The sequence below is a fragment of the Pseudomonas sp. NFACC16-2 genome (genome assembly GCF_900119205.1).
GTDB classification, from domain to species: Bacteria; Pseudomonadota; Gammaproteobacteria; order Pseudomonadales; family Pseudomonadaceae; genus Aquipseudomonas; species Aquipseudomonas fluorescens_Q.
Genome location: NZ_FPIX01000017.1, coordinates 99,758 through 124,667 on the forward strand (window position 1 = coordinate 99,758; position 24,910 = coordinate 124,667).

General features: G+C 57.0%; 22 protein-coding genes. 8 read left to right on the plus strand and 14 right to left on the minus strand.

Annotation, left to right across the window (positions count from 1 at the left end):
- Nucleotides 1-60: 60 nt before the first annotated feature.
- From BT116_RS15955 to BT116_RS15975, 5 genes are all read left to right on the plus strand, one after another.
- The gene (locus tag BT116_RS15955) at nt 61-522 is read left to right on the plus strand and encodes a GNAT family N-acetyltransferase (protein ID WP_063324211.1); all 462 of its coding nucleotides are present in this window, start codon (nt 61-63) and stop codon (nt 520-522) included.
- 935 nt (nt 523-1,457) lie between these two features.
- Nucleotides 1,458-2,105 carry a DedA family protein gene (locus tag BT116_RS15960; RefSeq protein ID WP_063324210.1) on the plus strand — a complete coding sequence of 216 codons (648 nt, stop codon included), beginning with the start codon at nt 1,458-1,460 and terminating at the stop codon, nt 2,103-2,105.
- Nucleotides 2,106-2,111: 6 nt separating this feature from the next.
- Entirely contained in the window at nt 2,112-2,924 is an 813-nt protein-coding gene (locus BT116_RS15965) for a M90 family metallopeptidase (RefSeq protein ID WP_072345448.1), read from the plus strand.
- 111 nt (nt 2,925-3,035) lie between these two features.
- Complete coding sequence (ppa, locus tag BT116_RS15970; protein WP_003205933.1) at nt 3,036-3,563, plus strand: inorganic diphosphatase; 528 nt, start codon at nt 3,036-3,038, stop codon at nt 3,561-3,563.
- 195 nt (nt 3,564-3,758) lie between these two features.
- Complete coding sequence (locus tag BT116_RS15975) at nt 3,759-4,490, plus strand: LexA family transcriptional regulator (RefSeq protein WP_072345450.1); 732 nt, start codon at nt 3,759-3,761, stop codon at nt 4,488-4,490.
- Between the two features lie 561 nt (nt 4,491-5,051).
- On the opposite strand, the gene BT116_RS15980 is transcribed toward BT116_RS15975, so the two are convergent.
- Together BT116_RS15980 and BT116_RS15985 are read right to left on the minus strand one after the other, a co-directional pair.
- Entirely contained in the window at nt 5,052-5,465 is a 414-nt protein-coding gene (locus tag BT116_RS15980) for a very short patch repair endonuclease (protein WP_371914354.1), read from the minus strand.
- Nucleotides 5,466-5,584: 119 nt separating this feature from the next.
- A complete protein-coding gene (locus BT116_RS15985) occupies nt 5,585-7,639 on the minus strand; it encodes a Z1 domain-containing protein (RefSeq protein WP_072345452.1) in 2,055 nt (684 codons plus the stop codon).
- A gap of 472 nt (nt 7,640-8,111) precedes the next feature.
- On the opposite strand from BT116_RS15985, the gene BT116_RS15990 reads away from it, so the two are divergent.
- Genes BT116_RS15990 through BT116_RS16000 form a run of 3 tightly spaced genes read left to right on the plus strand, consistent with a single transcriptional unit; the run spans nt 8,112 to nt 10,414 of the window.
- Nucleotides 8,112-8,423, plus strand: coding sequence for a hypothetical protein (locus BT116_RS15990; RefSeq protein WP_063324206.1), 312 nt, complete (start codon nt 8,112-8,114; stop codon nt 8,421-8,423).
- Nucleotides 8,416-9,585, plus strand: a complete 1,170-nt coding sequence (locus BT116_RS15995) for a DNA cytosine methyltransferase (protein WP_072345454.1) — start codon at nt 8,416-8,418, stop codon at nt 9,583-9,585. Before BT116_RS15990 ends, BT116_RS15995 begins: the two co-directional genes overlap by 8 nt.
- A gap of 55 nt (nt 9,586-9,640) precedes the next feature.
- Complete coding sequence (locus BT116_RS16000) at nt 9,641-10,414, plus strand: GIY-YIG nuclease family protein (RefSeq protein ID WP_063324205.1); 774 nt, start codon at nt 9,641-9,643, stop codon at nt 10,412-10,414.
- Between the two features lie 127 nt (nt 10,415-10,541).
- On the opposite strand, the gene BT116_RS16005 is transcribed toward BT116_RS16000, so the two are convergent.
- The 12 genes from BT116_RS16005 to BT116_RS16060 all read right to left on the minus strand — a co-directional run.
- Nucleotides 10,542-10,901 (minus strand): DUF6124 family protein, encoded by a 360-nt coding sequence (locus tag BT116_RS16005; RefSeq protein WP_072345457.1) that lies wholly within the window; start codon nt 10,899-10,901, stop codon nt 10,542-10,544.
- Nucleotides 10,902-11,494: 593 nt separating this feature from the next.
- A complete protein-coding gene (locus BT116_RS16010; RefSeq protein ID WP_072345459.1) occupies nt 11,495-12,769 on the minus strand; it encodes a glycoside hydrolase family 68 protein in 1,275 nt (424 codons plus the stop codon).
- Nucleotides 12,770-13,325: 556 nt separating this feature from the next.
- Complete coding sequence (gene fic / locus BT116_RS16015) at nt 13,326-14,447, minus strand: protein adenylyltransferase Fic (protein WP_072345461.1); 1,122 nt, start codon at nt 14,445-14,447, stop codon at nt 13,326-13,328.
- 275 nt (nt 14,448-14,722) lie between these two features.
- Nucleotides 14,723-16,135, minus strand: a complete 1,413-nt coding sequence (locus tag BT116_RS16020; protein ID WP_072345463.1) for an aldehyde dehydrogenase family protein — start codon at nt 16,133-16,135, stop codon at nt 14,723-14,725.
- On the minus strand, nt 16,132-17,190 hold the full coding sequence (locus BT116_RS16025) for a homoserine dehydrogenase (protein ID WP_072345465.1): 1,059 nt from the start codon (nt 17,188-17,190) through the stop codon (nt 16,132-16,134). Before BT116_RS16025 ends, BT116_RS16020 begins: the two co-directional genes overlap by 4 nt.
- Before the next feature lie 345 nt (nt 17,191-17,535).
- Nucleotides 17,536-17,973, minus strand: coding sequence for an Lrp/AsnC family transcriptional regulator (locus BT116_RS16030; RefSeq protein ID WP_072345467.1), 438 nt, complete (start codon nt 17,971-17,973; stop codon nt 17,536-17,538).
- A gap of 11 nt (nt 17,974-17,984) precedes the next feature.
- The gene (gene thrC / locus BT116_RS16035; protein ID WP_072345469.1) at nt 17,985-19,349 is read right to left on the minus strand and encodes a threonine synthase; all 1,365 of its coding nucleotides are present in this window, start codon (nt 19,347-19,349) and stop codon (nt 17,985-17,987) included.
- A 30-nt stretch (nt 19,350-19,379) separates the two neighbouring features.
- A complete protein-coding gene (locus BT116_RS16040) occupies nt 19,380-20,264 on the minus strand; it encodes a LysR substrate-binding domain-containing protein (RefSeq protein WP_072345472.1) in 885 nt (294 codons plus the stop codon).
- A gap of 59 nt (nt 20,265-20,323) precedes the next feature.
- The gene (locus BT116_RS16045; protein ID WP_072345474.1) at nt 20,324-21,754 is read right to left on the minus strand and encodes an amino acid permease; all 1,431 of its coding nucleotides are present in this window, start codon (nt 21,752-21,754) and stop codon (nt 20,324-20,326) included.
- A 151-nt stretch (nt 21,755-21,905) separates the two neighbouring features.
- Nucleotides 21,906-23,159, minus strand: a complete 1,254-nt coding sequence (locus BT116_RS16050; RefSeq protein WP_072345476.1) for a cystathionine gamma-synthase family protein — start codon at nt 23,157-23,159, stop codon at nt 21,906-21,908.
- A 199-nt stretch (nt 23,160-23,358) separates the two neighbouring features.
- The gene (locus tag BT116_RS16055) at nt 23,359-23,754 is read right to left on the minus strand and encodes a hypothetical protein (protein WP_072345478.1); all 396 of its coding nucleotides are present in this window, start codon (nt 23,752-23,754) and stop codon (nt 23,359-23,361) included.
- Nucleotides 23,751-24,910: RHS repeat-associated core domain-containing protein (locus tag BT116_RS16060; RefSeq protein WP_175557955.1), on the minus strand; the 1,160-nt coding region annotated here is incomplete at its 5' end. The genes BT116_RS16060 and BT116_RS16055, both read right to left, overlap by 4 nt.

A 24,910-nucleotide genomic window follows, 5' to 3' on the forward strand; every position in this document is an offset into this window, starting at 1 on the left:
AAGCACGGCAGCGCGAAGTTGTTGTCTGAATTCTGTCGACCTTTGCAGACGAGACCTACCATGCGGATTATCCAAGCGACCCTGGAACACCTGGACCTGCTGACCCCATTGTTCGTCAAATACCGGGAATTCTACGGCTCACTGCCCTACCCGGACTCGTCCCGAGCCTTCCTTGAAAAGCGCCTGCGCCGCAAGGAATCGGTGATCTACCTGGCCTTGCCCGATGACGACGACAACAAGCTGCTGGGCTTTTGCCAGCTCTACCCGAGCTTCTCGTCGCTGTCGCTCAAGCGCGTGTGGATCCTCAACGACATCTACGTCGCCGAAGACGCCCGCCGCCAACTGGTGGCCGACAACCTGATCCGCACCGCGAAAAAAATGGCCAAGGAAACCAACGCCGTGCGCATGCGCGTCTCCACCAGCAGCAACAACGAAGTGGCGCAGAAAACCTACGAATCGATCGGCTTCAAGGAAGACACCGAGTTCAAGAACTACGTATTGCCGATCAGCGAAAGCATCTGACCCCTGTGGCTGAGTCCCCCTGTCACAACACCAAACCTTCTGTGGCGAGGGGATTCATCCCCGCTGGGCTGCGAAGCAGCCCCAAAACCTAAGCACGCGGAGCATCAAATTAACCGAGTCGCCTGCTTCAGGGCCGCTCCGCGCCCCAACGGGGATAAATCCCCTCACCACAAAAACCAGTGCACACCCATCCCCCTGACACACCCCCAACCCTGTGGAGAGGGAGCTTGCTCCCGCTGGGCTGCACAGCAGCCCCAAAACCTAAGCACGCGGTGCATCAGACTGACCGAGTCGCCTGCCTCAGGACCGCTCCGCGCCCCAACGGGGATAAATCCCCTCACCACAAAACCAGCGCACACCCATCCCCCTGACACACCCCCAAACCCTCTGTGGCGAGGGGATTCATCCCCGCTGGGCTGCGAAGCAGCCCCAAACCCTGAGCACGCGGAGCATCAGATTGACCGAGCAGGCTGATTCAGGACCGCTCCGCGCCCCAACGGGGATAAATCCCCTCACCACAACCCCCCCCCCCCCATCCCCCTGACACACCCCCAAACTCTCTGTGGCGAGGGGATTCATCCCCGCTGGGCTGCGCAGCAGCCCCAAAACCTGTGCATGCGGTGTATCAGACTGACCGCGTCGCCTGCTTTAGGGCCGCTTCGCGCCCCAGCGGGAGCAAGCTCCCTCGCCACAAGAGCCTTCAACCAGCCACAAAACCATCCTAATCCCTCACCACAGAAAACCCGCACACCAACATCCCTGCCCTCCAACCACAACACCACCGAAATCCCCAGCTACAAACTCACCACGCTCCCCGCCCTTCACCCCGTATAATGCCGCTCTTCCCGGCTTGTAAGAAAAAGCTACACACTCTGTAGCCACTCCAAGCCCGACCCAAAGCCTGCCGAGCCAGGCCACCACCACAGGTGTTATGCATGGATTTCAATCCCCTCGACCTCATCCTGCACCTCGACGTCTATCTCGACATGCTGGTGACCAACTACGGAACCTGGGTCTACGCCATCCTGTTCCTGGTGATCTTCTGTGAAACCGGCCTGGTGGTCACACCCTTCCTGCCCGGCGACTCCCTGCTGTTCATCGCCGGCGCCGTCGCCGCCGGTGGCGCCATGGACCCGCTGCTGCTGGGCGGCCTGCTGATGCTCGCGGCGATCCTCGGCGACAGCACCAACTACCTCATCGGCCGCACCGCCGGTGAAAAACTGTTCAGCAACCCCAACTCGAAAATCTTCCGCCGCGACTACCTGCAGCAAACCCACGACTTCTACGACAAACACGGCGGCAAAACCGTGACCCTGGCGCGCTTCCTGCCAATCATCCGCACCTTCGCCCCCTTCGTCGCCGGCGTCGGCAAGATGAATTACCTGCGCTTCTTTGGCTTCAGCGTCCTCGGCACCGTCCTCTGGGTCGGCGGCCTGGTGACCCTCGGTTACTTCTTCGGCAACGTACCCTTCATCAAGCAAAACCTGTCGCTGCTGGTGGTGGGCATCATCCTGGTGTCACTGCTGCCGATGATCATCAGCCTGGTGCGCAGCAAACTGAGCCAGCGCGCTTCGAAAGCCTGATCGCCCATGTGGTCCCTGAGCAACTGGCGCCGCCAGCGCACCCTCGCCAAACACCCCGTCCCCGAGGAAACCTGGCAACGGGTGCGCCAACAATTGAGCTTCCTCGACGGCATCAGCGCCGCCGAGGACCAATGGCTGCGCGAGGCCTGCGTACTGTTCCTGCACGATAAACACCTCACCGCCCTGCCCGGCGTCGAACTGCACCAGGAACAACGCCTGCTGCTCGCCGCCCAGGCCCAATTGCCGCTGATGCACCTCGGCGACTTGAACTGGTACCAGGGCTTCCACGAAATCGTCCTCTACCCCGACGATTTCCTCAGCCCCCAGCGCTACCGCGACGCCAGCGGCATCGAGCACGAATGGGACGGCGAACACAGCGGCGAAGCCTGGCCCCAGGGCCCGATCATCCTGGCCTGGGACGGCGTGATGGTCAGCGGCGGCTGGGACGGCTACAACCTGGTAATCCACGAACTGGCGCACAAACTCGACATGCTCAACGGCGACGCCAACGGCCTGCCGCCCCTGCACCCCGACATGCGCGTCAGCGACTGGGCCGACGCCATGCAACAGGCCTTCGACGACCTCGACCGCCAACTGGACCAGCATCCGGACGCAGAAACCCTCATCGACCCCTACGCCGCGGAAAACCCGGCGGAGTTCTTCGCCGTCACCAGCGAATACTTCTTCAGCGCCCCAGACCTGCTGCACCAGGCCTATCCAAAGGTCTATGAACAGCTCAAGGCCTTCTACCGCCAGGATCCTTTGGCCAGGCTGCGGCAACTTCAGGCCGAAGATCCGGTCTATCAGGCGTCATACTAAGGTCTCTACGACCCTGGTAACGTGGCATCAGCGGCCGAATATGCCTATAATCGCCGCCACTTTTTGGTCAATCCGACCAGTCATTTGGTCAACTAACGGGGGCACCGCCCAATGAGCTACAGCAAGATTCCGGCTGGCAAAGACCTGCCGAACGACATCTACGTCGCGATCGAAATCCCGGCCAACCACGCCCCGATCAAATACGAAATCGACAAAGACAGCGACTGCCTGTTCGTTGACCGTTTCATGGCCACCCCCATGTTCTACCCGGCCAACTACGGTTACATCCCCAACACCCTGGCCGACGACGGCGACCCCCTCGACGTGCTGGTCGTGACCCCATACCCAGTGGCCCCAGGCTCGGTCATCCGCGCCCGTCCAGTCGGCATCCTGAACATGACCGACGACGGCGGCGGCGATGCCAAAGTCATCGCAGTGCCACACGACAAACTGTCGCAACTGTACGTCGACGTGAAGGAATACACCGACCTGCCACCGCTGCTGATCCAGCAGATCGAGCACTTCTTCGCGAACTACAAAGATCTCGAAAAAGGCAAGTGGGTCAAGATCGAAGGCTGGGCCGGTGCAGACGCCGCCCGCGAAGCGATCACCAAGTCGGTTGCCGCCTACAAAGGCTGAAACAAACTTGATAAAGAACCCCGGTTTGCCCCGGGGTTTTTTTATGTCTTAATGGTTCTTAATACAAAATCGTATTAACACTGTTTAACTGCGTTTAGCCCGCGCCTTTCAAATCCTGCAAACGGAAAGATCGTCTTATATATTTGCACGACTTGTTTATTGCCGAAAACATCGTCGCCCCTAAACTTTCCGTTTATGAAAAAGATCTCCAGTGGCGACCGCTTCAGAGCCCTTCTAAAAGAAGCCCATATCCGTTCCGCCGACTTCGCGAAGTTATACGGCGTGAAATCCCAGCACGTAAACAACTGGTTCAACCGTGGCATCCCACCCCGGCGCATCCACAGCATCGCCAGCCTGCTGACCGTCAGCCCAGAATGGCTCGCCCACGGCGAAGGCCCGCAAACCCCTTTGGGCCTGGGCCCCGGCACCACCTACGACGCCGCCGAAGTCCAAGGCGTCTACAGCGTGGTGGAACCCACGGACATTGAACTGCCCTTCTACAAGGAAGTCCCCATCGCCCCCGGCGAAACCAAAACCCACATCACCGAAATCCCCGACCAATCCATCCGCCTACCCCGCAGCCACCTCGAATCCCTGGAAATAAACCCCAGTGACGCCATCTGCACCACCATGGTCGGCGACAGCATGGCCGAACGCATCGCCGACGGCTCCACCCTCGCCATCGACCGCGGCCTGACCCAAATCGTCGACGGCCAAATCTACGCCCTCGAACACGACGGCATGCTCCGCATCAAATACCTGCACCGCATCCCCGGAAACCGCCTGCGCCTGCGCAGCCACAACAGCGCGGCTTACCCAGACGAAGTCTTCAGCGCCGAACAGATCGACGCGCAGAACATACGGGTGATCGGCTGGGTGTTCTGGTGGTCCACCCTCAACAAACAGAGACCGCCGGTGTGCGACTAACCCACCCGAACGGACAGACAACCACTGAAGCCCCAGTGGTTGGGCTTCAGTGGTTAGAAGCCTCAATGGTGAGCACATCTGTGGCGAGGGGATTTATCCCCGCTGGGCTGAAGCAGCCCCCGCTTTTCCCCCTGGATCAGCGATAACCCAATGATTCCACACCACTTACCACTGGGCTTCTGCCAAAAACCCGCGTATCCTCCGCCCCACATTTGCGAGCCCACGCCTCGCACCGACAAGGCAGATCACTTTCTGACCAAGTCCCACAGCCGGCCGCAAGAGCCGGATGTACGTTTTGAAGGCTGGTGAGGTTTGTCAAAAACGAACTGAGTTAGTCAACGAGAAGCCGGCCATAAGCCGGCTTTTTAATGTCTTTTTGAAACAAACTCTCATCTACTGAAATCCGTTAGAGCCTCACTAGATCAGGGTTTAGCCTTCTTTTTCCATCCGCCATTTCTAGAGTCCAGCGGAGAATCAAGTCTGGAACCCAGAGGGCGGAAAAATACAGGCAAACTGTCGCAAACATTTCGCAAACATGACTTGGCGCCTACAAAAACCAAATCAACTCAAAAAATCACGAAGACGTTTTTCGAGATGCTCTAAATCGGATATTTCGCACTCCCAAACTGTAAGTACGCTCCATCCACTCGCTATCAAGAGATCATTATTTAAACTATCTCTAATAACGTTCGCTTCAAATTTTTCACTCCAAAACAGCTGATTTGTTTTTGGCATCCTGCATAGATGACATCCGACATGCCTATGCCAAAAACAGCCATGCACAAAAATCACCTTTCGCTTCTTGGCGAAAACTATGTCTGGCTTTCCCGGCAAACTATTGTCGTGCAACCGATAACGAAACCCTGCCGCATGCAAAACACGACGCACAGTCATCTCTGGACGCGTATTTTTTCCTTTCACGAGCGACATTATGTGGCTTCGCTTCGCCGAGCTCACAGTATCAATCATAAACATCTACCAATAGCCAATCACCAATAAGGCTCCAACCCAAACAACCAATCTTGGAATACTGCCCGAGTGACTTCCCCCCCTAGACTAAATAATGCGGAGTCTCAAAAAACTCCGCACCTCACTTACGCCTGACTAACGGGGTATTTTGTTGCAAAAACACAAGCCTTAGCCTGCGGAGGACTCGCAAGCATTGGCCACCAAAACGGCCCAGCCTTCCAACCCAGCGCAGGAGTACCCTCCTGTTTAAGAAGAATAATAGCTGGAGCCCTTCGAGTCGGAGCCAGCGCTATTTTCCGAAACTCATCAGTACCTAGAATAGAAAGGCCCGAGCGATCTCCCGACTTATCCTTCGATAGACGCCTACCTTTTTCAGCCATTATCAGCACATACTGATCTTTTTCATCAGCCTTGCTTACATAATATTCAAGCAACCCCTTCATAGCCTCCCAATCAAAAGGGCTACGGCCATCCGACACAAGAGTTTTAGATATAAGATCAATTAGCTCAAGTGCTTGCACCAAAGGAACCTTCACAAAAACTTTGGTCCCTACACAACCTAAAGGTATTAATGCCTCAATTTTTTTCATGACCACATTCAGCTTTGACTGAGCAACTGTGTCAAAATTAATGGGAAGGTGCATCACGTTCGGCCGAATCGCGACTAGATCACTTAATGAGACTTTGCTTGGAGAACACGGAATAACTCCGCCTTGCGCGTTACGCTGAATGAATACAACCCCCCTATCATGAGCGCCACCCTCAAAGGCCTGCCGAAGAGCAGTCTCCAAATCATGGATAACACCTAAGCGAGCGTAGACCCCTTGTGAAGTATAGAATCGAGTTACTGCCAAATCAGCGATTGGCCTAGCCCCATACATACGGGAGTGCTGAAGCACCGTATCTGCTTGCATTCGCTTGGGATTTCTACCGTAATAAAATGCCAAGAGATTAGGCACTGTTATACCACGATCCAGGATACTCCCCCCAATAAAGATATTAACCTTTGTCCGAAGCTGCAACTCAGCAGTCTCCTGATTTAGCAAAGACTCAAGTTCAACATCGGAGTTAACTTTTTGTACGTTCACTTCCCCGTCAGAAATAAGCTCGCATACTGCTTTAAAGGCTTTTCGAGAAGTAGGTAAATGCCCTCGATTTGCATGCACAGATCTTTTCAAGTCCGCATAAGCCTCGTCAAATAATGCTTTCAGCCTTTCGTCAGCGCTCACTGCAGCGTCTTCAAACACCGTTATTAACTTTAGAACTGTATCCCACTGCCAACTATGCGCAGCCCGCTGTGTATCATTATGAATAATCATTGCATATTTCAACAGCGGAAGGTCCAATTCTTGTTGTTGCTCACGACGTATGGCCACCGCCAATATAAATGTAATCAGACTCAGCCTTAATGTTTTAATATTTTCACTTATCCAAAGTCGGTCACTTCTGATCACCCGCCCATCACTTGACCTTAGCGCATCATGCTCTTTCTCATCAACCTCAATAAATAAATAGTGCCTCGGATCTTCAGGCCCATGCCCGCCAAAATAGGCATCACCTCCTATATATGCCCCATGAATAGGCAAAACCTCAGTAAACATTGGCCTTTTAGGGTAAAAGACTTCTTGCGATTCATTAACCTGCTCATAACTTTCAGGCTGAAGATAAAGAGCATACGGCGTAGCTGTAACTTGAAGGAAAGAAATTCGAGACAAGCCCGCACGAAGTGCATCCATTTGGCTAGCTATTGTTCCTTGAGCGACTTCACGGCTTCCTTTTTTCTTGGAAAACCTAACGCTAGCCATATCCGCCTCATCATCAACCAACAACACCCTTCTCTGCTTCAACGAGGGATAGGCATTAAATAAATCTTCAATTCTAGCGAGATTTTGCGACTGTTTCTTTGCGACAATAACGATCTTCCTGCGCAGCTCAGAGTTAGTCAGCCGATCTGGCGCGGACATAATATCAAACAGAAAAATTTCATCCTGTTCTATGAACTCTTTAAAATCCAGACCAATCCGTTTAACCGTTTGCTTTGCAAGAGTTTTAGTACCCTTCGTCAGGACGATGGCAATCGTCATACCCACGGTCAAAAGCCCTTGCAATGACGCCAAGGAACGCACGTGTTTTACCGGATTGGATTTTCCCCAGAAGCATGCCTGGTCGATTTGGATCATCAGCGGTGTCTAGCTGATCAACAACGCTCGACGCACTGCTGTAAAAGCTCATCATCTCCCCTGCGATCCCTGAGACGTGGATAAAGACTCATACATACCCTCTTTCCGTGGTGGGACATAGTTAAATGGTATGTTGCCATCAAAACAAAGCTGTTCGCAAAGGATAGCGCTTTCATGGAAGAACGCATTTCGGGTCTCAGCAATAGCAGCGCTTGTCACCTTCGCCCCGCCTAGACCAGACCACTTGTGATCTACCTATCCGGGGCGGAGGTTGCTTATGACGCTGGCCACGCCAAAGGGCATTTTGTTTTCGAAGGCAGCGCCTCATTTCCTACAGACACAAGCGCTGCCGCCGAGCTTAAGTAAGGCACCCGATCAGCCGGAAAACTGACAGAACACGCAACACACATATTAATGTGCTACAAGAATATAAATGTGTGATTCCTGCTGATTACCTGTATCCTACGCCGCCATGACCTATGAAGAATTTCAACGCCAGCTAGGGAAGGCCGCTATCAGCGTAAAAGAGTTTGCCGGGTTACTGGGAATGAACCCTAACTCGATCACAAACTGCTCTATACGCGGTGGAGTCCCATCTCATCTAGCAGTCATAGCAGCCTTGATGGCAGAGATGGCGGAATACCAATTGGACTTCAAAAAAGCGCTTTCGCGCATTGATATCGCGCCCAAGAAGCCACGGGGCGCTGGGGTAGAAGGCAAATTTGGCGGAAGCCCTCAGGCCCCTCTTGCCTTCAGCCAGACCATCGAGGACCCGAATGAGTAGCATCGAATTATTTGCTGGCGCAGGCGGGCTTGCCATGGGCATGACCCGGGCGGGTTTCCAGCATTCGGCCGTTATTGAATGGAATGACGATGCCTGCCAAACCATTCGCGACAACCAGGCTCACTACGTCGAGGCGGGTCAGGATTTCCTTCTTTATGAAGGGGATGCGCGGACATTCGATTTCACACCATACGCCGGTGGCGTAGAGGTAATCTCCGGCGGCCCACCTTGCCAGCCTTTCTCTCTTGGTGGAAAACACGCAGGCAACCTGGATGAAAGGGACATGTTCCCCACAGCAGTTCAGGCAGTTCGTGAGACCAAGCCACGCGCTTTCATTTTCGAAAATGTAAAAGGACTCTTACGTCAGAGCTTCGCTAGCTACTTTGAATACGTTTACCTTCAGCTCAGCTACCCAGAAATTGCTAGACGACATGGCGAAACTTGGACCGAACATCTTTCGCGCCTGGAAGGGCTGCACACATCAGGAAAAGTGAAACCCACCTATCACGTGGTGTTTCGACTTCTGAACGCTGCCGACTACGGTGTTCCTCAAAAGCGAGAACGGGTATTCCTCGTAGGGTTCAGGGCTGACTTAGGGATTCAATGGTCCTTTCCTGAGCCTACGCACTCCGAAGATGAGCTGCTCATCTCAAAATGGGTCACAGGTACATATTGGGAAGAGCACAGAATACGGTCACGCGGTAGGCCTCGCCCTCCAGAGAAACTTGCCAAGCGCATATCTCTACTAGCAGCGTCTTTGGAAACTCGGGCTAGGCTGCGTCGATGGACGACGGTGCGAGACGCAATCGCAGGCCTTCCGGACCCGGAGCAACCAACTCTGCTGCCGGTGCCAAACCACACATTCAACCCTGGCGCCAGGTCATATCCAGGTCATACTGGCAGCCCTTTAGATGAGCCAGCCAAAACCCTAAAGGCGGGTAATCATGGCGTCCCTGGCGGCGAAAACATGCTAGTTCGTACCGATGGCAGCGTACGCTACTTCACCGTTCGGGAGGCAGCAAGGATCCAGACATTCCCGGACGACTATGTTTTCCACGGATCGTGGTCCGACACGATGAAGCAACTAGGAAATGCCGTACCGGTTCGGTTAGCTGAGGTCGTAGCTTCATCTGTAGCTGCGGCATTAGCAGGACAAGGCTAGCAACCTTTCGATACACAAAAGAAATAGGCATAATCTCTCGAAACATGGAGAGCTTATGCCTACTCGTCAATGCTTCGAAGAATTGGAATTCGACCTGCCATCTGCGCTACTTAGCCAGCTAGTGAAGCTATTCGACGACATGCCCGAAGGGCCCCTAGATGCAGCCACTGTCCAAAGTATTGATGACGCCCAAGGCGTATATCAGCTTTTTTTTAATGGATCGCTGGTATACATCGGGAAAACCGATGCTCAAGCAGGGCTTCGTGCGCGATTGCTACGTCACGCAAATAAGATTCAATCACGACGCAACCTTTCTCATGACACCATCGGATTCAAGGCTGTGCGGGTCTTTGTATTCACAGCAATGGATCTCGAAGAGCTGCTGATCAAACACTACAAGAATGGGCTTACCCCACCAATCTGGAATCTTAGCGGCTTCGGCTCTAATGACCCGGGCCGAAACCGTGACCATACAGTACTTAAAGCTGGTCATTTCGATAAGAGCTACCCCATTGATCTCGATTTGGTAGTTGATCTGGGCACAAAAAATGGAATGGCCTCAGCAGCAGAAGTGCTAAGCCAGCTAAAGGAGCAGCTTGCTTACAATATTAGATTTGAAGGCGAAACTGCTAAATCAAAAAGCCCACATCCTGACCTAGTCGCCGCACAGGTGCATCTACCCAACGACTCGGACACTGTTTTGAACATTCTTCGGAGGGTCAAGACAGCGCTCGGCCCCAACTGGCAAATCACAGCTCTTCCGGGCTACGTCATCGCTTACCGCGAAAAAACGAATTACAAGGAAGGGATCACTATTGAATCCCTATAACTGAGAATAGGATGGACTAATCTTTAAAGTGCATACATTTACATGTCGCCGCTATTTCAAGCCCCCCGTAAAAAAGGTCTTGCCAAGCAAGACCTTTTTTACGCCAGAAGGCAGTTAACGCTCCGCTCTACCTTACCTCAACAATATCCAAAGCCCGATTCGCCAACAGCTCACTCACCTCAATCACCTGCAAAATCCCCAACGCAAAATGCCTTCGTGATCCCTCAAGACCAAACGCCAAATCATTGATCATGGCATTGGCCGAAGCCAGGTTTTCACTGAGATTCGCAAGCAAACACTCAGAATCAACCCCAGGGTCAATCCGTAAAATGGAGTCCGACTTGTCAGACGTTTCGCTCTTAGGCTTAGGCTTCAGGTAGTAATCCAACGCTCGCGTGGCAGCGTCGTCGATTTTCTTGTTGCGGGCAGACTGAGCACGGGAGACGTGCTCGTTCGTATCAGGGGGGTTCGGAGTATCTTTTGCCATTGTCTTGCTTCCTGTAGTTGGAGCCATCACCCGCTCGCGACTAAACGATGGGAGGCAGCTGTACGCAGGTTAGTCGACCGGGGAAACAAGAAACCGGCGCGTCCGAGGACGCCCTGCGCACAGCCACCATCAAGTGCAGGATGGGAATCCTGACTGGATGACGCCTTGCACAACCTGTTTCACCCTGGGCGACTAAACCCGATCACTGATGGGCAGTGACAGGACCCAAACTACCGACGTGACCCAAGACGCACAAGCCGGCGGATTCTGGCGTAGTTGTAGGCAATGGCGCAAGGCGATGTCGGTCTTGGCTAGTCTCGTGGAGTCACGATAAACAACTGGCCAGAATGTTGCTGATGCACCGCTATCGCGAGCAAGCTCGCTCCCACAGAGGCGCTTGTGTACATACGTCGCAGGGAAATGCATTCGCGACTGGCTGCATCCTTGCAGCCAGTCGCGAAGCAGTGTTACTCCTCGTTGTTCAACGGGACTCGCGACCAACATCGCAATAAATCAGGCGGGATATCTCGATCATATCCACAGCGGTTTTGTCATCGACCTCAAACCCGCTGCCTGAAACCCCAGCGTCGCTATTACTTGAGCGTAACGTCGAGCATCGGCGGAATGTACCCATAGTCGTACTCAGCCACCACGAACGTCTGCTGCCCTTTTATTTTCATACCCACCGTTGGCGCCTCGGTGCCCCCCACACGAATCTGCGTGCCGGTTTCGTCGGTCGGTACGCTGTCGATAAAGGAGGTCACCAGGCCGTTTGGCATCACGTAGTGCGAGTAGGTCTGGAATGGCTGGGAGGACGGGTTGCCCAGCACCAGGCCGGAACCGTTGAGCGGCACGTAGGGGCCGAACAGCGAGTCCGCGACGAAACCGTACACGCCATCCGGCCCGGTCACGCCATCGGCGTAGGTGAAGGTGTGGCTGATCGTGAACAGGTAGTACTTGCCATCCTGGAACACGAAGTGCGGACGTTCGGTCTGGTCGTTGACGCCCACGGCGGTCAGCAGTGGCGGCAACATTTCCCAGTCGTCGCCGTCCGCGTCGCGGGCCACGGCGATGCCGACACAGGCGGTCTGGTAGCGGGAGTTGCCGACATCTTCATAACCCGGTGGCACGTCGCCGATTTCGGCCTCGCCCACTTTGTGCGAGCCGCGCTCACCGGCCACGTTGCCCTCGAACAGCATGTACAGCTTGCCATCGTTCGGGTCGCGGAAAGGCCATGGGTCGCGGAAACCCCAGAAGGCGTTTTGGGCTTCGGTCTGGTACATCTTGCCGTCGGCCTCGAACAGCGGCTTGACCTTCTCGAAGCCGACCATGCTGACACCGTGTTCAGTGGTCACGACCCGACCGCGCACCTTGACGATGGTCGCGCCTGGGGTGACGGCGGTGTAATACAGGTCCACTTCACCTCGGTCGTTCAACAGAATCGGCGTGCCGGCCCATTCGCGAGCGGTCGGCGAAACGCCTTCGGCCATCACGCGGCCACCGAATTCCCAGTTCTTGCCGGTACGAGAAAACCAGTAGTACATCTTTGCTCGACCGTGACGATCGTTCCAATCGCGGAGGATGTCGTAGTTGCCGTCCTCATCGAGGTACGCCGGGTCGTTTGGATGACGATCGGCCGTCAGGGTGAAGATCACCGACCAGCCATCGACGGACGTCACGTTACCGTCCAAGTCGCGCAGGGGCATGGTGTCCCAGATAAACACGTCGTTGTTCAGTACCGGGAAATCCGCGCTGACCAGCGGCTGCGTGGTGGTGGGATCGTCCGCCCGGACTTTCAGCGCATCAGCGCGGGTCCAGAGGCTGGGTTGATGGGGGGTTACACCGAATTTTTCAGTGGTGGTTTTCATAAGGTAATACCTCGTCCATGAATGGATTCAAATAAATGATGCTTTAGAAATACTGGATGCGCATACAGTGAAGCCACCTTATAGAGACTCATGCATGCGGGTCAAGCAAAAAAATGCATTTGTGCATAATTTGGTTTTTTCTTGAAGCTGATACGTTTCAGCCTTGAGCGTTTGCAGAAGTTCGTTCACGGGAAGATCGACGACGTTGCCGGCACGCTCGGTGCTCTAGCCACTACTCAGTGGAAAGCTTGCGTAACTGGCAACAGGTGGAAGTAATGCATAGAGGGATTGCTCGACTGAGCTTGGGCGTCGTGCGCAAAGCTCAACAAGGCGGGGAGTCAGCGGTTCTGAGGGTGACGGGTGTATCGCTATCGCGAGCAAGCTCGCTCCCACAGTGGGGGTGTGAAGTGTCTGCTATGGCGGTGGGTCAGTTGGTTTGATGGGGCTGATTCCGAATGCTCGGGCACAAAAAAAGGCCTTGCTGGGCAAGACCTTTTTTATACCTGGGGCAAGTGCGTGCCCTCATTACCTCACCTCAACAATATCCGCTGAGAAGTCAGCCGTAAGGCTTGAACTCATTGTTATCGCGAGCCAGCAACTGCATAAGCTTTGGATGGATAAAGAGTTTTTCCTTGCCGACCTGCGCCTCTTGCAGAACCCCTATATCGACGAGGTCTTTGAGGTAGCGAGAAGCAGTCTGGCGCCCGGCAATTTGTTTTTCGACGACGTTATGGATGCGGCAGTACGGTTGTTCGAAGATCACATCCACCAATTCACGGGAATAGATTTTCGGCAGTCGTTCACGAACGAATTGGGTAGTGTGTTCAGACAGGCTGCGGATGGCGGCGATTTTGGCGCAGGTCCAGCGGGCGGTTTCTTCCACGGCGCTGAGCATGTAGAGCAGCCAAGGCTCCCATGCCTGTTCACGAGTGACGTCGAGCAGGAGACGGTAGTAGTCGGCTCGGTGAGCAATGATGTACCGGCTGAGGTAGAGGATCGGTAGATTCAGCAGCCCCTCCTGAATCAGGTACAGCGTATTAAGCACCCGCCCGGTACGGCCATTGCCATCGGTGAACGGGTGAATCGCCTCGAACTGGTAATGCCCGACGGCCATACGCACCAGCGGGTCCAGGTCCGTCTCGTTGTGCAGGAAACGCTCCCAATTGGCGAGCAAATTACGCAGATGATCTTCGCCGTCCGGTGGGGTGTAGATGATCTCGCCGGTACGGTCGTTGGCCAACTGGGTGCCCGGTACGCGTCGAATGTCCATGTTCACGCCCTTGAGCGTGCGGCAGATCTCGACTGCCGTGCCCGTGGACAATGGACGCTCGGTCAGCGACAGGAAGCCGTAGTGCAGGGCTTTGCGATAGCGCAGGGCTTCCTTGGTCGCCGGATCGGCATGACCGTCACTCTCCTGGGCATGCTGAAAGAGCAAGTCCGTGGTGGTGACGATGCTTTCGATTTCAGAACTGTCCTTGGCTTCCAGCAGGGGGATGGTGTTGATCAGCATCGTTTGGTTGGGGATCAGTTCGGCTGCCTGCTTCAACTCAGCCAAGGCCGTGCGTGCCTCGATACAGCGCTTGAGTACTGCACGGGTTTCCAGTTCGGCTGCGGGAGGCAGAGGCGGTAATTGGTTATACGGCTTATCGGCCTGCCAGATGTGAGGGGCTGCAGTCATGGGGGCGATCCTGGTCCTTTAGATTAAAGGGCAAGGGCGTTCAGTCAGGCACCCTCTCATGTCGTCAGTGTAAACACGAGGGGATAACGTGTCGCTGTTTTTCAATTTTTTCGACACGTTCCATTCTCATGTCGCTGACGACGACATGAGAATGGAACGTGTCGCCAAAATGGCTTTTTAGCGACATGACAGGTAAGCAACACTTCTCTACGCAAGCACGCAAGACAACGTCACCCGCACCTGGATCCCCACGCCCCAATAAACACCCGTCCCTTTCACCCCAACGTATTCAAACAAACCACCTTCGGCTGGGTCATTTCCTCATACGCAAACCGCACCCCTTCCCTGCCCAGACTGCCGTACTTGGAGCCCCCGAACGGCATCGCATCGAAACGAAAATCGGAGGAGTCGTTGATCATCACCCCTCCCGCCTCGATCCGTCGTGCGGCACTCATAGCCGTGGACAGGTCATTGGTGAAAATCCCGGCATGCAGGGCATATTCAGGTTCGTTAGCCAGCGCAATGGCTTCATCAAACGTCTCGAACGGCTGCAACACCACCACCGGCGCGAAGACCTCGTTGCGCCAGAGTCGGCTGGCATGGTCGACGTTTTCCAACACGGTCGCGGCGTAGCAGGCGCCTTGGCGGCGGTGGCCGCAGAGTAAGGTGGCGCCTTGTTGCAGGGCTTCGTTCACCACCTGTTCGGCGTTCTGCGCGGCCTGCTGGGTGATCATCGGGCCGATGTCGGTGTGGGCGAGCAGTGGGTTGCCGACCACGAGGGCTTGGGCCTTTTGGACGAAGCGTTCGCGGAAGGCGGCGTAGATCGGGGCGTGGATGAGCAGGCGTTGGGTGCCGATGCAGTTTTGCCCGGCGGCCCAGAAGGCGCCGGAGAGGCAGCTGTCGACGGCGGCGTCGAGGTTGCAGTCGGCCATGACGATGACCGGGGCGTTGCCGCCGAGGTCCATGGCGAGTTTTTTCAGGCCGGCGGTGCGGGCTATTTGTTCGCCGGTGACGAAGCCGCCGGTGAAGGAGATCATCCGCACGTCGCGGGCGGCGACCAGGGCTTTGCCCAGTTCCGCGCCGCCGGTAGCGACGGTGACCACGGTTTCAGGCAGGCCGGCGGCGACCAGGTACGAGACCAATTTGAGCGCCGACAATGGCGCCAGCTCGGACGGTTTCAGGATCACCGCGTTGCCGCCGGCAATGGCCGGGCCGAGTTTGTGGGCGACCAGGTTCAGCGGGTCGTTGTAGGGGGTGATGGCGACGATCAGGCCCAGGGGTTCGCGGGTGAACCAGCCCTGGCGCGATTCGGCGCCTTCGTAGGCATCGAATGGTACGATTTCGCCGGCGTTGCGCTTGGCTTCTTCGGCGGAGAGCTTGAGGGTATTGACGCAGCGTTTGACTTCTTTTTCGGCCTGCTTGAGGGTCTTGCCGGCTTCGTCGACGATCAGCCGGGCGAAGGCTTTGGCGTCGCGTTCGATGTTCAGTGCCGCTTGTTCGAGAATGCTTGCGCGGCGATGACGTGGCAGCGCGGCGCAGGCCTTTACGCCGCTGCGTCCGGTCTCGAGCAGTTGCGGGACTTCTGAGGCGCACACGTCGGCGACGGTGCCGACGATGCTGCCATCAAAGGGGTTGAGGACTTCGATGTGCGGTTCGACGACCGCCAGGGCCAGGCGCGATACGTTCACAGGTTGTGCTCCTGTTTGCGGGTTGCCGATTGGTGGATGTGAATGATGTCTGACAGCAGCGCGAAGGCGGTTTCGGTGCGGCCTGCGCCCGGGCCCGAGACGGTGACGGCGCCGAGCAGTTCGCTGGTGAACGACACGGCGTTGGTGGCGCCGCTGACGCTGGCCAGTGGGTGGTCGTTGCTCAGCAGGCGCGGTTCGACGCTGGCGCTGATGGAGCCGTCGGCCTGGCGCGTGGCGGCGCCGATGAGTTTCCAGCGGGCGCCGTCCTCGCGGGCTTTTTCGATGTCGGCGAGGCTGAGGGCGGAGATGCCGCGGCAGGTGACGTCGTTGACGGTGAGTTTGGCGTCCAGCAGTTCGTTGGCGAGGATGACGACTTTGAGGCGCACGTCATGGCCTTCGACATCCGCCGTTGGGTCGGCTTCGGCGTAGCCCAGTTCCTGGGCTTTTTTGACTGCTTCGGCAAATCCCGATCCGCCTTCCATGCAGGTGAGGACGAAGTTGGAGGTGCCGTTGAGGATGCCTTCGAAACCGGTGATCGAGCTGCCGGCCAGGGATTGTTTGGCGAGGCGAATGACGGGGGTGCCGCTCATGACCGAACCTTCGTATTCGAAGGCGACGTTGTTGCGCTGGGCCAGGGCTTTGAGTTCGGCGCCGTGCAGGGCGATGGGGCCTTTGTTGGTGGTGACCACGTGCTTGCCGCGCTCCAGGGCCCAGCGGCAGAACGAAGTGGCGGGCTCGCCGTCCACCGGGTTGGTGAAGGTGGCTTCGGCGATGATGTCGGCGCCGCAGTCTTTGATCACGGCTTCGTTGAGGGCGTCGACGGTGCCGCCGGGCAGTTGGGCCATGGCGCCTTGGGTGGCTGGCAGTCTGGCCAGCGATGCGGCGTCGAGGCCGTGGCGGTCCATCACCGAACCGAGGAACAGGTCGGTCACGCCGACGATTTTCAGGGTGAAGCCGAGGTCGGTTTTCCAGCTTTCGTTACGCTCGGCAATCAGCTGAGTCAATGCCCGGTTCACACCGCCGAAGCCGACTAGCGCCAGTTTGTATTCAGTCATTTTTGTTATGTCCTTGATCCGGGTGATGAGGTTGTTGGGATCTAGGTTAGGGGGGTGGGGCGGGCAGTGAAATATGGCAAATTGCTCTATTTTTTGGGCGTTTTGACCAGGGGGTGGGCAGGCTGGCAGGCATAAAAAAAACCAACAGGGGTTGGCTTTGTCATTCAGTTGGCAAGGTCATTTGTGGTGAGGGGATTTATCCCCGTTGGGCTGCGAAGCAGCCCCAAAATCATCCGGCGCGGTGTGCCAGGTTGATTGAGTTCAGCCTGCTTGGGGGCTGCTTCGCAGCCCAGCGGGGATAAATCCCCTCGCCACAGGGTTTTGTGGGTGGGCCAGACAACGCGCCTAGACCACCGATGACAGCACAAACGACGTCACGGTGTTCTCCACCCCCGGCAACGCCGAGATCTCTTTCCACACCTTATGCACCCGCTCCGGGTTCGCCGCGCCCACCCGCAGCATCAAGTCGAACTCGCCACTCATCACATCGCACTGCAGCACTTCCGGCATGGCCTGCAACGCTTGCAACACCTCGGCACCGCGCATGCGGTCGTAGCGGTAGACGAAGATCACCGCGTTGATGTTCGACGACGCGTACGCGCCCTCCCCGGTGCGCACGGTGTAGCCCTGGATCGCGCCGTCGCGTTCGAGGCGTTCGATGCGTTGGCGCACGGCGTTGCGCGAGAGGTTGACCTTGGCCGCCAGTTCGGCGTGGGCGGCGCGGGCGTTGAGGCGCAGTTCGGCGATGATGCGTTCGTCGAGGGGGTCGAGAATTCGCTTCATGGGGCCTCCGGTTATAGGGCGCCGAGCAGTTGATGGAGGGCACCAAGGTCGTCCGGCTGGAGGCGATGAATCTGCGCCGGGCCATGCTCGGAAACCGGGCGTTGTTGCGCCGCGATGTGGATCCCCAACTCGCCGAGCAACGCCGCCGATTTGGCCGGGGATATCTCGCCCAAGGTCACCATCGGCGCCACCAGGCTGCGTCGGTACAGGCGCGCCGCGAGCACGCCGGTGGCGGTGTGGGGGTCGATGATGTAGCCGGTGTCGCGATGCAGCGAGGTGATTTCCTCCAGCGTCTGCTCATCGCTGACCGCGTACGAGTCGATGATCATCCGCGCCTGTAGCCAGAACTCGTTGGCGATGGTCATTTCGCCATGGGTTTCGAAGGTGTGCATCAGTGCGCTCACGGCCTGGTCGTCGTGCCCATAGAGCTCCCAGAGAAACCGCTCCAGGTTGGAAAAAATCGACAAGTCCATGGCCGGCGACAGGGTCTTGCTGGCGCGCAATCGTGAGTAATGGTTCTTCAAAAAGAACTGATGCAGGGCGTCATTCTGATTGGTCGCAACAATCATCTGCGTGATGGGTAAGCCCATCTTCTGCGCGATGTAGCCGGCATAGACTTCGGCAAAGCTCGCCGCCGGCACGCTGAAACCGATGGGCCGCTGGCCGCCGCCCAGTTGCAACACGGCATGGAAATAAAACACCAACTGCGCCATGACGCTGACCCAGTTACTGGAGTTGAAACTGATCGCCTCGTGCTGTCGGAACAATTGGGTGACCAAGGTCTGGCAGTCATCAAAACTGCCATCGACGGCCACTTGATGGACCCGCGGATGGGCCGTCGCTTGCAGGTCTTGAAGCTGGTCTTGCGGTACACCGGCCTCGGGATAAATCACCACCACATCGGTCTCGTCGCAGTGCTTGAAGGCCTCGATGGCGGCCATGCCGGTGTCGCCGTTGGTGACGCCGATCACCACGGCACGGCGCCCGCGTTTGCGCAAAAAGTACTGCACCAGCCGCGCCTGCAATTGCGCGGCGAAATCCTTCGAGGAGCGGGTCGGCCCATGGAACAATTCCAGGACCCATTCATTGCGATCCACCTGATGCAACGGCGCCAGGGAGCGATGGCTGAACCGGCTGCCGGCCTCCTTGAGCACCCGCTTGAAATCGGCCTCGGGGATCGCCTCGCCCACGAACGGGCGCATCACCCGATAGGCCAGTTCGTCATAGGACAATGTCGACCAGTTGGCGATGTCCTGGGGTGCGAACTGCGGCAGTTCGACGGGGACGAACAGCCCGCCGTCCTCGGCGATGGCCGACAGCACAACTTTTTCGAAATCGACCTGCACGGCGGAATTTCGGGTACTCACATAGCGCATGGTCAACTCCGGATATTCACTTGAAACGGCTCACTTGAAACGATGCGCCTGCTCCACCAGCCAGGTGGAAAACCGCACCGCGTCCGGGTGTTGCTCGGCCCCGGAACTGCGCACCAGGTAAAACGATTCGCTGGCCTCGATGCGCAGGGCGAAGGGTTCGACCAGGCGCCCGTCTTCCAGCAACTCACTGACCATCGACGACCGCGCGAGGGCGATGCCCTGCCCCAGTTCAGCCATGCGCAAGGTGCAGACCAGTGTGTCGAACTGCATGCCGGTCGAGGAATCCACCGAGTCGGCACCGACCATTTTCAGCCAGTAACCCCAACCCTCTTCGTAGCCCAGCACGTGCAGCAATGGATGCTTGGCCACGTCCGCCGGCACCTTCAGCGTCGTCATCAAGGCTGGCGAACACACCGGGAACAAGGTGTCCCAGGTCAGGCGTTGCGACACCAGGCCGGGCCATTGACCGTGGCCCCAGCGAATTTCCATGTCGTCCTCGCCGTCCAGTTCCTTGACCCAGATGTTGCTGATGTAGCGGATGTCGACGTGCGGATGCACCTGGCGAAAATCCACCAGTTTCGGCGCCAGCCAGTGCACGAAAAACGCCAGGCTGCCGCGCACCTTGATTGGCCGGCGCTTGTGCTGGCCAAAGATCTCGTTGGTGCCCACCGCCAGTCGCGTGATCGCGTCCTGCACCACCGGCAGGTAGGCCTGGCCCTCCTCGGTCAGGCCCAGGCCACGGGGCAAGCGCTTGAACAGCGCCACCCCCAGATGATTTTCCAATTGGCGGATCTGCTGGCTGACCGCGCCCTGGGTCAAAAACAGTTCGTCGGCGGCGTGGGTGAAGTTCAGGCAGCGGGCCGACACTTCGAATGCCCGCAGCCAATTCAATGGGGGCAACGTTTTTTGCTTCATGATCTGGACCTCGTTGACCCCCACGCACCGGGCACGTTTGCCCGCCCCGTCGACGCGCCTTAGAACGCGTCGGACGGTTGTGCCACGAGGGCAACCGACAAGCGTCGCTCGCGGCTTTTGCGGGTAATGTAATACACGAAGTAACACCAGGCGATGAACGGCAAGCCGAAGTACAGCGCCACCCGCTGCTCAGGGTCGAAGGCGATCCCGATGCACGCCAGGCTGCAGCACACCAGCGCCCCCAGCGGCACCCACGGATAGCCGCGAACCCGGAACTTGAGTTTGCGAATGTCGCCGCCGTTGGCCACATAGTGACGCCGGAAAGCGATCTGGCTCGCGGCGATGCTCATCCACACCACCACCACGGCCAGACCGGAAATCGACACCAGCGCCAGGTAGATGGTGTCGGCGGCAAACACACTGCTGAGCAACGAAGCGGCGCCGCCGGCCATGCTGACGATGATCGCGTTGAGCGGCGTGCCCATGCGGGTCAGGGCCGAGAACTGCTTGGGCAGGTGGCCTTGGTCGCTGAGGGTCCAGAGCATCCGCGAGGCGGCGTACAACCCGGAGTTGGCCGCCGACAACAGGGCGCTGATGATCACGAAGTTCATGATGTCGGCGGAGTATGGAATGCCGATGTAGGTGAACACTGTGACGAAGGGGCTTTCGACCAGACCGGCTTGCTCGCGGGGCAACAGGGTCGCCAGGACAAAAATGGTCCCGACGAAAAACACCGCCAGGCGCAGCACCGTGGTGCGGATGGCCCGCGGCACATTACGTTGCGGGTCCTTGGTTTCACCAGCGGCGATGCCAATCAGTTCAGTGCCGGAGAACGCGAAGGACACCGCCAGCAGCGTCATCGCAATCGGCATGAAACCGGTAGGAAAAAGTCCTTCGCGGGTGAAGTTGCTCAAGCCGATGCTGTGGGCCTGGTCGATGTTCAACAGGCCAAGAATCGCGCCACCGCCAATCAGCAGGAACACCACCACGGTCAACACTTTGATCAACGACAACCAGAACTCGGTCTCGGCGAACAAACGCACCGAAATCACGTTGGTGAGGAACACCACGCCAGCGAACAGCGCGCTCCAGATCCACACCGGTGTGTCGGGAAACCAGCGCGACATGAGGATGCCGGCCGCGGTGAATTCGGAACCGATGGCCACCGTCCACGTCAGCCAATACAGCCAGGCCACGGTGTAGCCGGTGCCCGGGCCTAGAAACCGTGTGGCGTAGGTGCTGAACGAACCGGTTTCCGGCATCTGCACCGCCAGTTCCCCCAGGCACATCATCACCATGTAGACCATCAGCGCGCCAATGATGTAGGCGATCACCGCGCCCATGGGGCCGGCCTGGTTGACGGTATACCCGGACGTGAGAAACAGCCCGGTACCAATGACGCCGCCTAATGCCAACATGACAATATGGCGCGTCTGCATTTCCTGTTTAAAACCGGCACGCGTATTGAGTTGTTGTTCTTTTATGGACATGGTTGTTCTCATGAAAGTTGTTAGGGCGCGCATTAACGTCCGCGACAAGTTATTGGGCAGAGTAAAAGTGCATCGCCACTAAGCTTTATTATTATTCCTATTCATGAACGCCCCACTCACAGCCTTGTGGCGGGGTACCAACTTTCAAACTTCAGCTTGCGGTCTCGATAGGGGCTTCATTGAGTTGCGGGGTGAGGGTCTTTTTGACGAAGGCGAAGGCCTGTTTCAGATCGTCCAATAGATCGTCCGTGTCTTCGATGCCGACCGAAACCCGCACCAAACCTTCGGAGATGCCCAGGGCCAGGCGTTCTTCCAAGGTGTTCTCGACATGGCTGGTGGTGCGAGCCGGACCGTAGATGGTTTCCACCGCGCCCAGGTTGCCCGCGCAATGGGCGAAGCGCAGGCGTGGCAGCAGCAATTTGACCGTGTCCATGCCACCGACCAGGACAAAACTGACGATGGCGCCGAAACCGGACATCTGCGCGCAAGCCACGGCGTGGTTCGGGTGGCTGGGCAAGCCGGGATAATTCACCGCCTCCACCAACGGTTCGGTGCAGAGAAATTCGGCCAGGGCCCGGGCGCTGTGTTGCTGCTGGCGCATGCGCAGTGCCAGGGTCTTCATGCCACGGATGATCAGGTAGGCCGAGAACGGGTCGAGGCTCGCGCCGTTGATTTCCCGGTAATGCCGCACCTGGGCCATCAAGGCTTCGCGGCCACACACCAAGCCACCGAGCACGTCGCCATGGCCGCTGAGGAACTTGGTCGCGCTATGAATCACCACGTCCACGCCCAAGGCCAGTGGGCTCTGGTTCAGCGGCGTGGCGAAGGTGTTATCGGCCACGACCACGGCACCGACACGCTTGGCCGCTGCCACCAGGCGCGGGATGTCGAGGATTTTCAGGGTGGGGTTGGTGGGGGTTTCCAGGTAGAGCACCTGGCAACCCTTGGCGATTTCACGCTCCAGATCGTCGTGATCGAAGGTCTCGCACAAGGTCACCGTCACGCCGGTGCGCGGCAGGAACTCTTCGAAGATCTTGTTGGTGCCGCCGTAACTGTCCTTGGTCGACACCACGCGATCGCCATGGGCCAGGAAGGTGTAGAGCACGCTGCTGATCGCCGCCATGCCGCTGCTGAAGGCCACGGCGGACTCGGCCATTTCCAGTTCGCGAATCTTGGCTTCGAGGGTCTCGACGGTGGGGTTGCTCATGCGGCTGTAGATAAAACCGGGGGCCTTGCCCAAGGCGACGTCGTACCAGACGTCGATGTCGTCGTAACCGTACGCGGCGCTGGCCACGATGGGGGTTTGCGTGGCGTTGTAGGGGTGCCTGACCTGCTCCCCACCCCAAACCGCCCGGGTTCCTGCTCCCGCATTATCAAGCCCTGTGCTGTCAGGTTTATTGTTCATTGAGGCTACTCACACTGAGGGGGTGGACGTTGAGCCATCCACCGGATCTGAGGGCCAATATAGGGAAAAGCCGCGCGCCCGAGAAACGATGTTATCGGTGCCAAAGGGGTGGTTTTTTTAATGGCTGGGGGGGGGAGGTAAGGGTAGGTTGATCAGTGATGAACCTACCTGTTCGAAAATTGCCATTTCATGCTCATAGCTATATCAAACGAGACTCAACCCATTCCTTAAAGAAAGCTTCTTGTTCATCCGGATCGTTTGCCAAGTTACTATCATCATATTCAAATATATAAACGATATCATCGAGTGATGGAGTGACACCCATACTCAACTCATACGCTTTTAGCCCAAGCGACATCTGTGCCGACATGCCGGACGGATAAACATTTCTCTTGGCACCTTTACAGAAAAAGGTGATATCTGGATTGTCTCGCCTAAGACTCGCAAAGCACTTATAAAAATTTCCACCTACATAAGTTTTGTCGACACCATCTGTCGCGCAGAAAGTAATCGTAATTTTGTTAGAGTCACATACAAGACAGGTACGTTCTTTTTTTCCTTCTCTAGATACCTGCACCTCCACTGTAGAAATCATTTTTTTATCCTCCTATTAGGATTAGGGATGGAGTAACCAAACTCCTTTCCATTATCAAGTATTAAGGTTGCGCCAAGCACATCTTCGTTACTTATACGACCTGGAATTGCAATCTCTTTTTCAGCCCCGAACAAATATGCAGCTCCCAGCTCCTTTTGTAGATCATGCCCTGGGATTTTTTGCAATGTATACAAGTACCCTATCCTCGTGTATTCACCAGTGGCAAACTTCTTCCCCACATTTCGTGAATAGGAGGTACTAATATAATAACTAGGAGGCCAATCACTATCCAAAGAGTGTAAAAATAGATCCTTGCTTTTACCTTTGCTTTTAAAGCCATTTTCAAAAACATCTTCTGGTTCTCGCTCATCACCGCGATACAGAAAATCCTCTTCTTTCTTAGGAGTAGGCAGCTTGGGTTCTGTTCGACTAACAGCTACCTTCGCCGCCGGATCCTGCCCCCCAACCGCCGGCCGACACCCACCCTTCCCCGGGCAATCCACCAACCCCAACGGATCCACCCACCCCGTCGGGTTCACCGTGTAGCGATACCCATTGAGCCCACCCGCCAATTTGCTCGGGTCAGGCGTCAAATAGCGGCCGGTCTCGGGATTGTAGTAGCGGTGGCGGTTGTAGTGCAGGCCGCTTTCCGGGTCGAAGTATTGGCCCTGGAAGCGCAGCGGTTGTTCCAGCTGTTCGCCGCCGCCGTGCGGGAGTTCGGTGAGTTGGCCGTAGCCGTTGTAGCGCGCCGACCAGACGATCTGGCCGGCGGGGTTGGTCAGTTCCTGGGGGGTGCCCAAGTGGTCGAGGTGGTAGTAGAACGGGCGGGCGTCGGGGCCTTCGCCGTCGAGCATCGCCAGCGGGCGGAAGGTGCCGGGTTCGTAGACGTAGCTGCGGTGGTGGCGCGGGCTGTTTTCGGCGACGACTTGGTCGCCCTGCCAGAAAAATTCCGTGGTCAGGCCGTCCACGGTCTTGCTGATGCGTCGGCCAAAGGCGTCGTAGCGGTAGGAGGTTTCACGCCCACCCGCCGTGGTGACGCCGATCAGGCGGTGCTGGCTGTCGTAGCGGTAGGCGCTGACCAGGGCCTGGCCGCGGCGTTCGCGGATCAGGTTGCCGAAGGCGTCGTAGTCGTAGTGGCGGTCGCCCTCCTTCAGCA